The sequence below is a fragment of the Aliivibrio sp. S2TY2 genome (assembly GCF_028765525.1).
Taxonomy (GTDB): domain Bacteria; phylum Pseudomonadota; class Gammaproteobacteria; order Enterobacterales; family Vibrionaceae; genus Aliivibrio; species Aliivibrio finisterrensis_A.
Window position 1 is genome coordinate 52,126 of the sequence record NZ_JARACS010000005.1, and the last position, 14,622, is coordinate 66,747.

14 protein-coding genes are annotated in these 14,622 nt (G+C 38.8%); 7 read left to right on the forward strand and 7 right to left on the reverse strand.

Annotated elements, in window-relative coordinates; genetic code table 11:
- Nucleotides 1–109 precede the first annotated feature (109 nt).
- The gene (locus PVK63_RS09875) at nucleotides 110–1,006 is read left to right on the forward strand and encodes a LysR substrate-binding domain-containing protein (RefSeq protein WP_274440360.1); all 897 of its coding nucleotides are present in this window, start codon (nucleotides 110–112) and stop codon (nucleotides 1,004–1,006) included.
- Nucleotides 1,007–1,039: 33 nt separating this feature from the next.
- Here the strand turns inward: PVK63_RS09875 and PVK63_RS09880 are convergent, their stop codons facing one another.
- Entirely contained in the window at nucleotides 1,040–1,993 is a 954-nt protein-coding gene (locus PVK63_RS09880; RefSeq protein ID WP_274440361.1) for an AEC family transporter, read from the reverse strand.
- A 171-nt stretch (nucleotides 1,994–2,164) separates the two neighbouring features.
- Nucleotides 2,165–2,638 carry a MarR family winged helix-turn-helix transcriptional regulator gene (locus tag PVK63_RS09885; RefSeq protein WP_130044854.1) on the reverse strand — a complete coding sequence of 158 codons (474 nt, stop codon included), beginning with the start codon at nucleotides 2,636–2,638 and terminating at the stop codon, nucleotides 2,165–2,167.
- Between the two features lie 245 nt (nucleotides 2,639–2,883).
- Between PVK63_RS09885 and PVK63_RS09890 the strand changes: the two genes are divergently transcribed.
- On the forward strand, nucleotides 2,884–4,746 hold the full coding sequence (locus PVK63_RS09890; RefSeq protein ID WP_274440362.1) for a PhoX family protein: 1,863 nt from the start codon (nucleotides 2,884–2,886) through the stop codon (nucleotides 4,744–4,746).
- 246 nt (nucleotides 4,747–4,992) lie between these two features.
- Here PVK63_RS09890 and PVK63_RS09895 read toward each other — a convergent pair whose 3' ends face one another.
- A complete protein-coding gene (locus PVK63_RS09895) occupies nucleotides 4,993–5,385 on the reverse strand; it encodes a 3D domain-containing protein (RefSeq protein ID WP_274440363.1) in 393 nt (130 codons plus the stop codon).
- Between the two features lie 139 nt (nucleotides 5,386–5,524).
- On the reverse strand, nucleotides 5,525–6,391 hold the full coding sequence (locus tag PVK63_RS09900) for a LysR family transcriptional regulator (RefSeq protein ID WP_274440364.1): 867 nt from the start codon (nucleotides 6,389–6,391) through the stop codon (nucleotides 5,525–5,527).
- Between the two features lie 115 nt (nucleotides 6,392–6,506).
- On the opposite strand from PVK63_RS09900, the gene PVK63_RS09905 reads away from it, so the two are divergent.
- Complete coding sequence (locus PVK63_RS09905) at nucleotides 6,507–6,881, forward strand: nuclear transport factor 2 family protein (protein ID WP_274440365.1); 375 nt, start codon at nucleotides 6,507–6,509, stop codon at nucleotides 6,879–6,881.
- A 104-nt stretch (nucleotides 6,882–6,985) separates the two neighbouring features.
- Here PVK63_RS09905 and PVK63_RS09910 read toward each other — a convergent pair whose 3' ends face one another.
- Together PVK63_RS09910 and hdfR are read right to left on the reverse strand one after the other, a co-directional pair.
- Nucleotides 6,986–8,335 carry a magnesium transporter gene (locus PVK63_RS09910; RefSeq protein WP_274440366.1) on the reverse strand — a complete coding sequence of 450 codons (1,350 nt, stop codon included), beginning with the start codon at nucleotides 8,333–8,335 and terminating at the stop codon, nucleotides 6,986–6,988.
- A 163-nt stretch (nucleotides 8,336–8,498) separates the two neighbouring features.
- Nucleotides 8,499–9,359 carry an HTH-type transcriptional regulator HdfR gene (gene hdfR / locus PVK63_RS09915; RefSeq protein ID WP_167512746.1) on the reverse strand — a complete coding sequence of 287 codons (861 nt, stop codon included), beginning with the start codon at nucleotides 9,357–9,359 and terminating at the stop codon, nucleotides 8,499–8,501.
- A 130-nt stretch (nucleotides 9,360–9,489) separates the two neighbouring features.
- Here hdfR and PVK63_RS09920 point away from each other — a divergent pair, with 130 nt between their 5' ends.
- Nucleotides 9,490–9,831: a DUF413 domain-containing protein gene (locus PVK63_RS09920; protein ID WP_130044846.1), complete on the forward strand. Its 342-nt coding sequence runs from the start codon at nucleotides 9,490–9,492 to the stop codon at nucleotides 9,829–9,831.
- Between the two features lie 68 nt (nucleotides 9,832–9,899).
- On the opposite strand, the gene tesA is transcribed toward PVK63_RS09920, so the two are convergent.
- On the reverse strand, nucleotides 9,900–10,517 hold the full coding sequence (gene tesA / locus PVK63_RS09925) for a multifunctional acyl-CoA thioesterase I/protease I/lysophospholipase L1 (RefSeq protein ID WP_274440367.1): 618 nt from the start codon (nucleotides 10,515–10,517) through the stop codon (nucleotides 9,900–9,902).
- Nucleotides 10,518–10,688: 171 nt separating this feature from the next.
- Here tesA and PVK63_RS09930 point away from each other — a divergent pair, with 171 nt between their 5' ends.
- From PVK63_RS09930 to PVK63_RS09940, 3 genes are all read left to right on the forward strand, one after another.
- Entirely contained in the window at nucleotides 10,689–11,369 is a 681-nt protein-coding gene (locus tag PVK63_RS09930; RefSeq protein ID WP_274440451.1) for an ABC transporter ATP-binding protein, read from the forward strand.
- Nucleotide 11,370: 1 nt separating this feature from the next.
- Nucleotides 11,371–13,848, forward strand: coding sequence for an ABC transporter permease (locus PVK63_RS09935; protein ID WP_443111687.1), 2,478 nt, complete (start codon nucleotides 11,371–11,373; stop codon nucleotides 13,846–13,848).
- Nucleotides 13,849–14,203: 355 nt separating this feature from the next.
- A complete protein-coding gene (locus PVK63_RS09940) occupies nucleotides 14,204–14,575 on the forward strand; it encodes a YgiW/YdeI family stress tolerance OB fold protein (protein WP_274440368.1) in 372 nt (123 codons plus the stop codon).
- Nucleotides 14,576–14,622: the final 47 nt, after the last annotated feature.

The following is a 14,622-nucleotide window of genomic DNA, read 5'->3' on the forward strand; positions in this document are numbered from 1 at the left end:
GAGTAATAAAGTCTATTGTGTAATGTTTATCTAGGCGTAACAAATCAGAACTTCTATACTATTAATAAAGTTTTTCTTTAGTGGTATGTGGTGGTGGAAATAGAATATTATGAAAATTAACTATTTAAATGGGTTGAGAGCCTTTGAGGTGGCGGCAAGACATTTGAGTTTTTCTTTAGCGGCAAAAGAGTTGAATGTCACTCCTGCTGCGATAGGGCAACAAGTGAAATTACTGGAAGAGTGGCTTGGTGTCTCTCTGTTTGAGCGTCGCCCTTCTGGTGCTTCTCGTTTAGTATTAACCAAGGAAGCTCTGCAAGGTTTACCTGATATTACACGTGGATTTGATGCTTTATCACAAGGACTAAGTCAGTTAAAACCGATAGAGGTTAATCCCATTTTAACGGTTGCCGTTAGCCCTGCCTTTGCTGCTAAATGGCTATTAATGCGTATTGATGACTTTCAAACATCACACCCTGAATGGGATCTCCGGTTAGATACCAATATTCGAACGCTTGATTACCTTGCTGAGAGCATCGATATTGGCGTCCGATATGGAAAAGGGAATTGGGAAGGGTTAGAAAAATCATTACTAATGACGGAATCTGTCTTTCCTGTTTGCTCACCTGATTTAGTAAAGAAGGGGCTGTTTAGTTTAGATAACCTTACCGATTTTCCTTTATTACATGATCTGTCTTTACCCAAAGAGAGTGGGTTTCCTTCTTGGTCTAGTTGGGCGAAGCAGAATAATATCCATAATATAAATACAGAAAAGGGGTTGAAAATTAATAATTCGGCGTCTGTTATTCAAGCGGCGATTAGTGGCCAAGGCGTGGCATTAGGCCGAAGTGTATTAGTGCAAGAGGATTTAGATTGTGGCCGATTGGTTAAGCCATTTCCTGATTTGAAATGTCATATAGAATTGGCGTATTACATTGTCTGGAAACCAAATGGACTTGAACATGAAAAAATCAAGGCGTTTAAAGATTGGTTGCAGTATCTACAATGAAAAGGAATAAAACCAAAGCACGGACATGTAGAGTTAGATCAAACCAAACGAAGATAAAATGAAGATCCCAAGCGTACAAGTGACTAAGGATGCTACTGTCGTTTGAGCTATGATGTTTGCAGCCAGTGTAGCGTTACCACCCATTGCGCGTGCCATTACGTAACTTGCAGCAGCGGTTGGCGCCGCACTCATAAAGAATAAAAGCCCTAAATCTAGCCCTCTAAAGCCTAACAATATACCTCCAATGGTAATAAATGCTGGACTTAATATCAGTTTGTAACTAGTCGCAAACCATGTAGCTAGATTATCTTTTTTCATTGAAGTTAGGTTGAGTGATCCTCCTGCGCATAATAGTGCTAATGGTAAGGTCATATTAGCGAAATATTGTCCCGCTTGAGTAATAATTTTAGGAATTGGGACAGAGAGAGAAGAACAAGCTATCCCTAATATAATTGAAATGATTAATGGGTTCTTAGTCAGTGTTTTCACTATTACGCCAAATGCTTGTTTGTCATTATCATCTTTCGGAGTTAGTGCGATCACAGCTTGAATATTATATAAAATGGTTGTGGCTGCGACATAAATAGCTGCCAATGCAACACCTGCGTTTCCATAGGCATTTGCCACATAAGCCAAAGCAATGATTGCCGTGTTGGATCTAAATCCCCCTTGAATAATGACACCGTGATCTTGTTTATTTTTAAAGGTAAACCGAGTGGAGTAAATAGTAAAAATAAAGAACAAGAAGTTAGCGATAAGTCCGTAAATAATTAAATGGCTGCTAGATGCGAAATCATGGTTAGCATTTACGATACTTAAAAAAAGCATTGCAGGTAATGTGACTTGGAAAACAAGTTTAGAAGAGACTTCAATAAAGTTATCATTGATTAGATGAGTGCGTTTAAGTAAAACGCCCAAAAATAGCATTAAGCAGATTGGGCCAGTAATTGAAGCGGAGAACAGCAATTGAGTAATGAAATTATCCATTGTGATTTTCTTATAAGTCTTCCCTATGTAGGTGCCTATGTTACACAATAAATTAAATTACAGTTATGGATTGATGCATATAGTATTAATGTTATTCAATTAAATACGTAGTAATAGAACAAGCCTCTAATAGTTAGAGGCTTTTATTTGAAATAGGCAATATAAAAAGGTTTAAATCTTTGCAATGCTTTCGAGTTGTAAAACAGGAGCGGCATCAATGTCTTCCGCATTCATCATAGAAGATACACGCTGCATTGAAGATAACAGCAAGCTTTGTTCCCATGATTCTAATTTATGGAATTTGTTGACAAAGTTATCTTGCAAAGAAAGGGGGGCATTATTGAGGAGTTCTTCCCCTCTCTCTGTTAAATGTGCATGAACCTTACGGCGATCAGATTCACTTCTAATGCGCTGAACGTACCCATTATGCTCTAATCGGTCAATGATAGTAGTCGTGGTAGCTTGGCTTACATTGGTATGATTTGATAGCTCTTTAATCGTTACGTTATGCATACTTTGAATCGCACGCATTAAAATGAGTTGAGGACCCGTTAATCCATATTCTTTATTCAGTTTTTTCGATTGTAAATCGATAGCTCGAATTATCTGACGAATAGCGACTAAAACTTCTTCATGTTTATCCACGTAACAGGCCTTTGTATAAATGCAAAATTGAATGGTTTACAACGTTGTTGATTTTGGCATTGTACTGATGTTGGCACTATTCTCAATCTTTTATCTAAAGGATAGGTTGTTAACGTTAAAAATTTTTCTAAACACGCAATAAAACCGTCATAACCCTTCAATAATTTTGTCATCAAACCCCTTTACGCTACTTCTGATTATATAAAACGTAGTTATAAAAATAACAATTTCAAAAGGGAAGTAGGATGAGCAATTTTGTAGAGAAAGAATCAGATTTTAGCAATATGGTGAGTGCACGTTTATCTCGTCGAGGTTTTCTGATGGGAACAGCAGCGGCAGGTGTTGGCGCTTTTTTAGCGTTAAACCCAGTAGCAAAAGCCATTGCTGGTAGTATGGATAGCTCATTATTAAATTTTGAGGCCATCCCAACATCTACCAGTGATTCCATTATCCTTCCTAAAGGTTATAGCTCTAGTACTTTGATGTCGTGGGGCGATCCTATCTTTGCGAATGCTCCTCAATTTAACCCTAACGGTAAGCAAGACTCGAAAGCACAGGCGCAGCAATTTGGTGATAATACCGATGGTATGAGTATATTCCCTTTATCAAAAGATCGCGCCATTCTTGCGGTCAATAATGAATACACCAATTATGAGTACTTGTTCGCGCATCAAGGCAAAGCGATGACGGCAGATGATGTTGCCAAAGCACAAGCTGCGGTAGGGATTACCATTGTTGAAATTGTAAGAAAGAACGGTCAGTGGATGCTGGATCCAACAAGTAAAGTAAACCGTCGTATTACCGCAAATACGGAAATGGAAGTGACGGGTCCTGCCGCAGGTCATGATTTATTGAAAACCAAAGCGGACCCAACAGGTAAAAAAGTATTGGGTACTTTTAATAACTGCGCAAATGGTGAAACGCCTTGGGGCACCTATTTAACTTGTGAAGAAAACTTTAATTCATTCTTTGGTTCAGAGAAAGCGATAGAATTAACCCCAGATGACAAACGATACGGTGTAAAAGCCAAGCAAAGTAAATATCAATGGCACAATTTTGATGCTCGCTTTGATGTGGCTAAAAATCCGAATGAACCAAATCGTTTTGGCTGGGTAGTTGAAATTGATCCGAATGATCCAACCTCAACCCCATTAAAACGAACTGCGCTAGGTCGATTTAAACATGAAAATGCCGCATTAGTCGTTAATGATGATGGCCATGTCGTGGTGTATCTTGGTGATGATGAGCGTGGAGAGCATTTGTATAAGTTCGTATCAAAAGATAAATACCAAGAAGGTAATAACGCAGCCAATCGTAATCTTCTTGAAGAAGGCACCTTGTACGTTGCTAAATTTGCAATGAAAGACGATAAGTTAGAAGGCGATGGCCAGTGGCTAGAACTCACTTATGGTACAAATGGATTAACCAAAGAAAATGGGTTTAATAGCCAGGCTGAAGTGATGATTTTTACTCGTCGTGCAGCAACACAAGTAGGTGCGACCACAATGGACAGACCTGAATGGGTTGCCATTCATCCTGATAAAAAACACGTATTTTGTACACTAACTAATAATAAATATCGTGGTGTTAAAGAAGGGCAAGATATCGATGGCGTTAACCCACGAGCTGAAAACCATTACGGTCAAATCGTGCGTTGGGAGCCTACAAATGGCGATCATGTTAGTGATACATTCCAATGGGATTTGTACCTAATAGCAGGCAATCCAACGGTTCATAAAGGCAATTTGTACGCTGGTAGTGACAACATCAATAAAGACAATATGTTTAATAGCCCTGATGGTATTGGTTTTGATAAAGCAGGACGCCTATGGATTCAAACCGATGGCAATTACTCAAACAAAGGGGATTTTGCAGGGCAGGGTAATAATCAAATGTTGTGTGGTGACCCTAAGACTGGAGAAGTTCGTCGTTTCTTAACTGGGCCAATTGGCTGTGAAATTACCGGACTCACTTTTTCTGAAGATCAAAAAACCATGTTTGTTGGTGTGCAGCATCCATCTGGACACTTCCCTGAAGGGGGAGATAGCAAACCACGCTCAACTATTGTGATGGTGACTAAAGATAATGGTGGTGTGATCGGCAGTTAGGATCTTTATACCAATGTAACTAATTAGGTGATCTATTTATTACGCAGGAAAATCACTTAAGAGTAAGGCAAAAATTCTTATAAGTAGTTATTCTACAATCATAATTTTTAACGCAACTATTGAGTTATTTCACCAGTAATAATGGTCAGATAATTAATGAAATGGGTATTATATTTAGATATAAAAAAGTGGCTTCATAATGAGGCCACTTTAATTGAAAGTGTTGAAGTGATAGTTATTAAGTGTCTACTTATTTTCTTCTTCTACAGTCCAATGGATAACGACTTCTTTTTTACCCCACTGTCTTGCTTTCTCAACATCTTCACCCATGTAAATATCAATCTTCTTTTTCCAGCGCTTATTCATCTTATCTAGCACTAGGTATGTGCCCTCAAGTCCTTCGATTCTTACTTCTTGGTTATGCGTAAGCCCCATATCGATAAGATCTCTTGATACGGCAATGGATTTCATTCCTGGTTTAAGGGTATCACCCCAAGCTGCAAGGTTTGGGGTGTCATCGGTTTCACCAACACTTGATGTGTATGCACTTGCGGTTACTTTTAGAGATTGTTCACCTCCTCCACAACCAAAAAGTGATGTCATAGTGAGTGCTGCAAGAAGATAAAAACGAATTTTCATAATTTTTTCCTTTGAATATAAAGGGTTAATGCGTGATAAATGTATCCGTACATAATACCTTTTTCTTTGGTTGGTACTTTGCTAAATATTGAGACAATTCATAATTCAATGAATAAAACGAAGTGTAGCAGGTAGATAACTAGGCTAATGCACTTTCAATGGCATCAATTGCCATTCTTACACTAATTGGAATTTGCCCATGAAAGGGATGAAGCGCATAGACATTCGACGCTTTCATTTCAAAAGTGGGTAATACTTCTTTTAACTCATCTTGATGTTGCAAATAGATAAACTCAGGAAGAAGCCCAATTCCGAACCCATTTTTTATTAAAGCTAAACTATTTTGAACCGTGTTGACTTGATGGGCAGCGATAAAGTTTATAACTCGGGTATTTTTTGTGGTCGTATTTATTAGCTGATGCGAAATTTGTTTTGATTGCCAGTGATTTGCAACATAAGGCAAGGCCTCAATGCTATCAATAGCAAACTCTGGATAGCCTTTGGCAATACATAATACGTCTTGTATGGTTCCAATGCGTTTCTGCTTTAGGTTACTTAATTTTGATTCGCCAACGCGGATAGCTAGGTCGATTTCTTCTTGCATCAAATCAAGCTGTCCATCATGCGCAATTAAGTTTAGTTCCACTTCTTTGTGCGTGTTAAATACGGAGCTAAGAGCCGGTATAACAATGCTGTTCATTAAGGCGTGCGGAGCGGTGACAGACAATCTCCCTTGAGGCGATTCTTGCTGATGTAAGATATCACTCCATGCCTTTTCTGCTAATTTGTGCATCTCACAACATTGTAGATAGAAATGCTCTCCAGAGGCGGTGAGTGATTGTTTTCTTGTCGTACGTTTGAGCAATGGAATAGCAAGTTCATGCTCTAGTTGTTTTAAGTGTTGGCTAATAACAGACTTAGACAGTTCTAATTTCTCAGCCGCTTTAGTGATTGATCCTGTTTCAACAATCGTCATAAAAAGGGTCATCTGTTTAAGTTTATTCATGCTCTTTTAAATCCTATTGTTCTATTTTATTAAACAGTGATTTCTTATTGGTTTGTTTTTCGGTTTTAATAATGCACGTATAGTTCATTTTATACAAACATTAGGAGAAACAATCATGGCTCAAGAACAAATTTTAGCAGCATGCAAAGCTGGCATTTCAGCATGGCAACAGGCTTTTAACTCTCAAGATGCAGCAGGTTGTGCAATACAATACGCTGAAGGTACGGTGATGGAAGCTCGTCCATTTGGTACATTTACAGGCCGCGAAGAGATCCAAGCATTTTGGCAAAACATTATGGATCAAGGTTTTGCTGATGTTGATTATACCGAAGTTAAATGGGAGCCAATCGGTGAAGATGGTTACCTATTAACGGCGAATTGGACGATGAACAAAGCATTTGGTGTTGTACATCGTGAACATTGGACAATTCAAGACGATGGTAAAGCACGTTTGATTTCTGATGACTTTGAAGTACAAGGCGAGCGTTAGAAAGCATTTTTTAGATTTTATTTTTGAAAGGTTTTAAAACAAAACACTGAACCAAAGGGATGATTCAGTGTTTATTTATTGGGGTTATTGTTACGATCTCGCGTTTACATCATCACCAAACTTGCTGTTCCTAAGAAAGCAAAGAAGCCGACCACATCAGTTACAGTAGTTAAAATAACAGAACCAGCAAGCGCAGGATCTAACTTAAACTTATCTAACGTGATAGGAATAAGAACCCCAAACAGAGCCGCCGTAATAATGTTTACAATAATCGCGAGTGAAATTGTGGCGCCTAAAGCGAATGATTGGAACCAAGCTCCAGCAATACCACCGATAATTAATGACCATAACAAACCATTGATTGAACCAATCCCTAATTCATTTTTTAATAACGCAAAGCGGTTACCAGGGGTGATTTGATTGAGAGCCATCGCACGAACCATTAAGGTTAATGTTTGGCTACCAGCGATACCGCCCATAGAGGCCACGATTGGCATTAATACTGCCAGTGCAACGACTTGAGTGATTACATCTTCAAATAACCCGATCGTTACAGAGGCTAAGATAGCGGTAAGTAAATTAATACCAAGCCAAACGCCACGTTTTTTAGAACTCTTAATGATAGGAGAGAAAAGATCGTCGCCCTCATCCATACCGGTACCGGCCATTAAGCGAGTTTCGTAAATTTCACGTTGAGTATTAATCGCAAATTGCCAATCAAGTTGTCCAATTAAAACATTATCGTCGTCGATAATCGCCACACTGGGTACGGCTGAGTGCTCAACGGCTTCAATACTTTCATTGAGAGGTTGGTGCACATTAAGCACTAAGCAATCTTCTAATTTCAATGTGTTGATTTTAACTGAATCATCAGCAGTCAAAATATCTGTGTATTGCACAATACCGTGAAATTTATGCGCTCGGTTAATCAAGTGCATATATTGATGCGATTGAAATAAATTAGTTTTTAATAGTTTTTTAGCTCGCCCAACACTGACATTAAAAGGTAATGTTGCAATTTTTCGGTCAGCCCAGTGACCCACTTCGTCATCTTCATACTGTTTTGCATCATCATATAAATCGAGTTCATCACGGCTGATCAGTTGTAAAGCAAGGCTGAATATTTCATCAGGCAGAGACTCCGCCCACTCAATTAATGATAAGTTATCCAGTTTAGCTAAAGTGAAGTTTAACTCTGCCTCTGACAGTTCTTCTAGAATTGCCACACGAGCATCAGCACGCATTTCAGTTAATACTTCAATGTGCATTTCTAATGGCAAGTGTCGCCATAATTGCACACGGTCATCAACGGGGAAAGACTCTAAAATACGCGCAATAGAACCTGTATCTAACCCATTTTCTACAAATTCACCCAGTAAGCTTATTTGTTGCTGTTGGTCGTCGGCATTGAATAGCGTTTCGAGTTGGAATGATAAATCTTGATGTTCGTTCAATGTCGTACTCCATAGATGGAAGCCTGTTTTCAAAAGGATATATGATTATAGTAATTAGATTTATTTTATTAAACCCTTTAATACAATGATTTATCTGAATGGCTGATAAAATTAAGGACTCCTTAGAGTCCCTAATTGTGTTGTTGTATTTTATAGCGAGAAATTAGACGCTTTTCGTTACCATATTAGGGTTAATTGCCGTGATTTGTTCAATAAGATCGGCTTTGTCGCTTTTTTCTTGCCACACTAAATATAGGGCTTGCTCCATAATTGGTGCGTTTTCAACCACATAAAGCTCACCATTTTCAACACTTTGATTAATCACAGGTGCAGGTAAATAGCCAACGCTTGGGTGGGCTATTAAATAATCTAGTGCCATTCTTGATGAATGAGTGTGCAGAATAGGTGTTTTCTGCAATTCATTTATTTTACTGTGTTGAATAGAAAAACGTGCTCCCCAATCTAAATAAACTAAAGGAAGAGGCTGAATACTGCTAATAGTACAATCGATTTGATTGGAGACTAATTGCAATTGATAATCACGAATTTTACATACACGGATACCATCAATTTTTGGTGGTTCACTGGTAATAAAAAGATCGACACTTTTATCAAGTAATGATTTAGCAAGTTCTTGTCGAGGTATGGATTCTAATCGAAGAGCCAATCCTTGAACGGCATCGTAAATACCGTTTATCCAATCAGAAATGCCATCAAATTCCCAAATGAGCGCACTTGCTCCAATAGTGATCTGAGAGTTGTATTCTTCGGTTAATGCAACATCCTGCTTTGCTCGGCCCCATGTTTGTAAAATAGCTTCAGCATAAGGAAGAAGACGCTCACCCGCAGCCGTTAATTGAACATTATGGCGCTGGCGAGTAAATAAAGGATTCCCTAGCTGTGATTCTAATTGACGCACACGGAAGCTCACGGCAGATTGTGTAAGAAATAAATGCTCTGCAGCACGTCCAAAATGACGCGTTTTTGTGACTTCTAAGAAGGTTTTAAGCAGATCAGTATCCAATGTTTTCATCTCTTTGATGGTGGTATTGGCCACAATAAAATATTTTAATTGAAAGCGCTAATATTTTTTGTTTTACAAGAGCCTCACTCTGATTTACATATACGTTTTTTGTGGTCACGAAGAAGCATCAATGAGAATAACAGCGAAATTTTATGATGATAAAAACTTCAAGAGAGGTTTTAGCCGTAGTGGTTTTACAATCCGTGAAGCAACGATTCTAGAAACGTATGGTCGAACCATGCAATCTTTGCTAAACGGTGTGTTTACGCCTGAATCAGACGCTGAGCACCGCTTTGTTGAACAGGTAAAGGATCAACCTACGGAGATCTCTGAATTTGCTCAGTGTTGGTTAAAGTATCAAAACAAGATTAACTTTAAACCGAAATTCTATACATTATGTGGTACACAGCGTTCGTCAGGAGATAATTCTGATGATAGTTCTGATGATTCACCATCAGATGATCTTGATTAAGTAACGCTTCAAAGCCCAATAAAAAAACCGGATATGTTGTATCCGGTTTTTTTGTAACTGAATTTATCCTATTTCAAGTAAGGCAATAACTCTTTCGCCATAAACGTTGCAATCCATGGTTGTGCTTCAGGTTTTGGATGCAGCCCATCCTTCATCATCCATTCTGGTTTTATGATCACTTCTTCTAAGAAAAACGGCAGAAGAGGAATGTCATGTTTCTCACTTAATGCGGGATATAGTGATCCAAATGCTTGGCTATAGCGTTTTCCATAGTTAGGTGGCACTTGAATTTGCATGAGTAACGGTTTTGCATTGGCTGCGTTAATTTGAGTAAACATACTCTCTAAATTTGCAGTAATTCTTTGTGGTGGAAAACCTCTCAAGCCATCATTAGCGCCTAATTCGATTAGGACGTAGTTAGGCTGATGCTGCTTCAGAAGGGTAGGTAATCGATCTAACCCATTTCCTGTTGTATCACCTGAAATACTGCCATTAACAACCTTGGTGATTTTACCTAGTTCTTCTAGTTGTAGAGGCAGCAGTGAAGGCCAACTTTGCTCAATTGGCATGTTATAGCCAGCACTCAAGCTATCACCAAGGATAAGTAAGGTTTCGCTATAGGCTTGCTTAACAATAAATAATTGACTGCTCAGTAGAGCAATGAAAAGAGTGAGGATTTTACGCATGTTCAACCTTTAATTAATCGAGTCACAATAGAATAACAGAGTTCACGATTTTGACGTATAAGGATTAGTTAAAGAAGTGTAAAGGAAATTGATGATCGCGAGTCTATTGGGTATACAATACGCGTAATAGCATAAGAACTTAGATAGTAAGAACAACTTCAAAAGGAAAGGATAATGACCACAGCCATAAAAGTGAGTTCAGTAGGAAAATCAGTGATTTCAAATGATGCAGAACTCATCATTTTAAAAAATATCTCTTTTGACGTTCAGTCAGGTCAAAGTGTGGCGATTGTTGGTACATCTGGTGCCGGAAAATCAACCTTAATGACTTTGCTTGCAGGGCTAGATGTTCCGAGCTCTGGTGATATTGAGCTACTAGGACAAAGCTTATCTCAATTGGATGATGAGGCCCGCGCTCAAATTCGCAGTGAATCGATTGGTTTTGTTTTCCAAAGTTTCTTACTTATCCCTTCTTTAACTGCTCTTGAAAATGTCACCTTACCCGCAATTTTGCGTGGTGAAGGTGAGGACATTAACAAAGCAAAACAGTTACTTGCTTCTGTTGGACTTTCTGGACGAGAAACGCATTTGCCATCTCAACTTTCAGGCGGAGAGCAACAACGTGTGGCACTAGCGAGAGCGTTCATGACTCAGCCTCGTATTCTTTTTGCAGATGAACCAACAGGTAACTTAGATCAATCCACTGCGGAACATATTATTGAACTCTTATTTGAGATGAACCAAAAACATGGCACCACATTGGTTCTTATCACTCATGATCCCAAATTGGCAGAGCGATGTGAGCGAACGCTTACCATCAATGCAGGGCAGCTCCACGAAGAGGTGAAGTGAAATGAAGGAAAAATCATTAGCGCCAAGCTCTTCTCGAAATAGAAAGTCTTCGGGGAAAAATCGAGCGTCTGGCAACAAAATGATATTACGTTGGAGTTGGCGTGAGATCTGGCAAGGACAGCTGTGGCCTGTAATGGCAGCATTAACCTTGATCGTTGCTTGTGTTGTCGCCTTATCTGCATTGGCGATTCGAGTAGAAAAAGTCATGACAGACCAAGGTCGCTCCATGATGGCGGCTGATCTGGTGTTTAGTTCAGCTAATCCAACCCCTGAGCTGATCTTACAACAAGCGCAAGAGCAGGATGTGACGTTATCCTCTCAAGTGCGTTTTCAAACCATGGCATTCAGTGATTCAGGAATGCAGTTAGTGAGTGTGAAATCGGTAGAAAGTAATTACCCACTTCGCGGTGAACTCTTATTAAACGGGGCTGATAACCAAATCCATAGCCAAGTTAAACCGGGAGAAGTGTGGATAGCTGATCGCCTTTTATCATTACTTGAACTCAATATTGGTGATGTTATTGCCATTGGTGATGCTGAACTGCCAATAAGTGGCGTGATTGAATCAGAACCAGAGTTAGCGTTTAACCCATTTAGAACCATGCCAAGTGTGTTTATTCATCAGGCAGATTTAGATAAAACAGGCGCTATTCAACTGGGCAGTCGAGTTCAATATCGCACTTTATTTAAAGGTAATGATAGTGCGATATCGTTATTACAAAGTGATTATGAATTGCAAGCAGGAGAGCGTTGGATAAGTGAAGAGACTCAAGGTCGAACTGCTGATCTAATGCAAAAAGCCAAACAGTATTTATCACTGACTATCTTGATGGTGATATTAATGGCTGCCGTCACCTTGGTATTAACGTGTCAGCATTATGCGACCAGTCGTGCCAATACGGTAGCAATGTTAAAAAGCATGGGCGCAAGCAAGCAGTGGCTGAAACATTGGTTATTAAGCCAAGTGGGTTTGATGTTCTTCACAGGTGTAGTCGCTGGGTCATTAATTGGCCTTGGTTTAGAATTGCTATTACGCATCCCTCTTACGGGCATTTTACCAGAAGATCTACCAAGTTACGGTTGGCAGCCATTTGCGTTTGGTTCTGTCGTTGCGCTGCTTATCGGTTTACCTGCTTTAGGCATCCCACTACTGCGCTTATTAGACACTCCTGCGATAGCTGTACTTCAATCTCAAATAACCGCATCTTCTAAAAAAGGCTTATGGCTAATTGCGGTGCCAGTAGTCGCTTTCTTATTTATGTACGGAAATAACAGCCTAGTCTGGATGGTATCAGTTGGTTTAGTCGTACTGTTTGTCTTACTTGCTGGTATTAGCTATGGTTTAGTACACCTGTTTGGACGCTTTAAATGGGGTGCAGCGATGACCTTAGCGCTTAGTCGCATTAAACGTTCTCCAAAAAACAGCATGATGCAATTAGCCGCATTGTCGGGTTCATTGATGTTAGTTGCCGTGATCTGGCTAGTAAGAACCGATTTATTGGGCGATTGGCAACAAACGCTTCCGCCTGATGCACCGAATGTATTTGCGATGAACATTGCGCCTTATGAGCAACAAGAATACTTACAAGCATTAGATAATGAAAAGCTAGATAGGTCGGATGGTTATCCAATTATTCGTGGGCGTTTAACTGAAATTAACGGTGAAAGTACTAAAGAGAAAATGAAAGGCGAAGGCCAAGGCTCAGATGCATTACGTCGTGAAATAAACTTTACTTGGCGTAATGAATTACCGGTTCATAATCAAGTCACAGCAGGTACATGGACGAAAGAAAATGGAGTATCTGTTGAGCAAGACGTTGCTAATGATTTAGATATTAAAATTGGCGATACGTTGAGTTTTTCAGTAAACAGCCAACTCTTTTCTGCTGAGGTGAACTCTATTCGTGTTGTGGATTGGCAGAGCATGAAACCGAACTTCTATTTTATCTTTACGCCTGATGTGATTGCTGATTTACCTGCCACTTGGTTAGTGAGCTTTAAAGTCGATGACAACGAAAATACACTATTGAATCAATTAGCCCGTGATTATCCAACCGTGAGTTTGTTGGATTTTAGAACCATGGGTGGAAAAATCCAAGCGATGCTTGCTCAAATCACGTGGTCATTGAGCGTTTTAGCTGGTTTAGGTGTGGTTAGTGGCGTGTTGTTAATATTCACTTTACTGCGTTTGAGTTTGTATCAGCGTCAACGTGAAATTACCCTTTATCGAACCCTTGGAGCAAGCCGTCAGCGTATTAGCCAGACATTATGGAGTGAATATGGGGTCATGGCATTAGCCGCAGGCTTTGTTGCGGTAATGGGCGCAGAGGCAATCGTATTTAGCTTAGTGAAATGGGGCTTTAAACTTGAGCCTACATTGCACATAGGTATGTGGATTGTGTTGCCATTACTCGCCATGATGATTGTATTTATGAGTTTGGTCAGTGTGATAAAACAGTTACTAAAACCGTTAAAGTGAGTATTTATTTCAAGTTATCATATTCAGGTTTTAATTTATATTAAAGCCTGAATTTATTCTTTTATTATGTTTAATTTTTTAAGTGAATCTTTAAATTAATATATACGTAATACCCATCATGTTAATTAAGGAGTTAATGGTTGCGTATTTATTGGTTGCAGTAATGTTTTTTGTGATAAATTAAAAATAAATCTAGGGGTTGATATAACTAAAAACTAGGCGTAATCTCTAAATGGAAGTTTATTAAACCTACTATATATTTATAACTTTTTTTGAAGTTAGTAATAAAATAAAGTTACAAATATTAATGTAGTTTAAATTTCCATTGGTCTAATTACATTAAAGGTATTTAATTATGAAAAAGAGACATTTTCTATTTACACTAATATTAGCTTGTTCATCAACTCTTGCATTGGCTAACGATCAAACCGCGAATTATCAGGATCAATTCTCAAAGCCTGTTGATGGGATAAATACGGTAGAGTCAGTATTGAATGCCAGTACTGTTCTTGATGATACGCCAATCTTACTTACAGGGTATTTAGTGGAGCCTTTAGGAAAAGAAGTCTATGTATTTAAAGATGATACTGGAACATTAAATGTCAAAATTGATGGTGATAAAATGCCAACCTTACAAGTGAAACCAAACGACAAAGTGACGCTTAAAGGCGAGATAAATAAAGAACAGAATTACATTATTTATGTAGATAGCATTGCTGTTGATTAATAAAAATATGGGCTATTATGGTATTGAAACATATTAGTCCTGTGAGT

What these genes read in the sequence shown, in the direction of transcription:
- PVK63_RS09875 (WP_274440360.1), top strand. Translation starts at nt 110, where the DNA reads ATGAAAATTAACTATTTAAATGGGTTGAGAGCCTTTGAGGTGGCGGCA.
- PVK63_RS09880 (WP_274440361.1), bottom strand. Translation starts at nt 1,993, where the DNA reads ATGGATAATTTCATTACTCAATTGCTGTTCTCCGCTTCAATTACTGGC.
- PVK63_RS09890 (WP_274440362.1), top strand. Translation starts at nt 2,884, where the DNA reads ATGAGCAATTTTGTAGAGAAAGAATCAGATTTTAGCAATATGGTGAGT.
- PVK63_RS09895 (WP_274440363.1), bottom strand. Translation starts at nt 5,385, where the DNA reads ATGAAAATTCGTTTTTATCTTCTTGCAGCACTCACTATGACATCACTT.
- PVK63_RS09900 (WP_274440364.1), bottom strand. Translation starts at nt 6,391, where the DNA reads ATGAATAAACTTAAACAGATGACCCTTTTTATGACGATTGTTGAAACA.
- PVK63_RS09905 (WP_274440365.1), top strand. Translation starts at nt 6,507, where the DNA reads ATGGCTCAAGAACAAATTTTAGCAGCATGCAAAGCTGGCATTTCAGCA.
- PVK63_RS09920 (WP_130044846.1), top strand. Translation starts at nt 9,490, where the DNA reads ATGAGAATAACAGCGAAATTTTATGATGATAAAAACTTCAAGAGAGGT.
- tesA (WP_274440367.1), bottom strand. Translation starts at nt 10,517, where the DNA reads ATGCGTAAAATCCTCACTCTTTTCATTGCTCTACTGAGCAGTCAATTA.
- PVK63_RS09935 (WP_443111687.1), top strand. Translation starts at nt 11,371, where the DNA reads ATGAAGGAAAAATCATTAGCGCCAAGCTCTTCTCGAAATAGAAAGTCT.
- PVK63_RS09940 (WP_274440368.1), top strand. Translation starts at nt 14,204, where the DNA reads ATGAAAAAGAGACATTTTCTATTTACACTAATATTAGCTTGTTCATCA.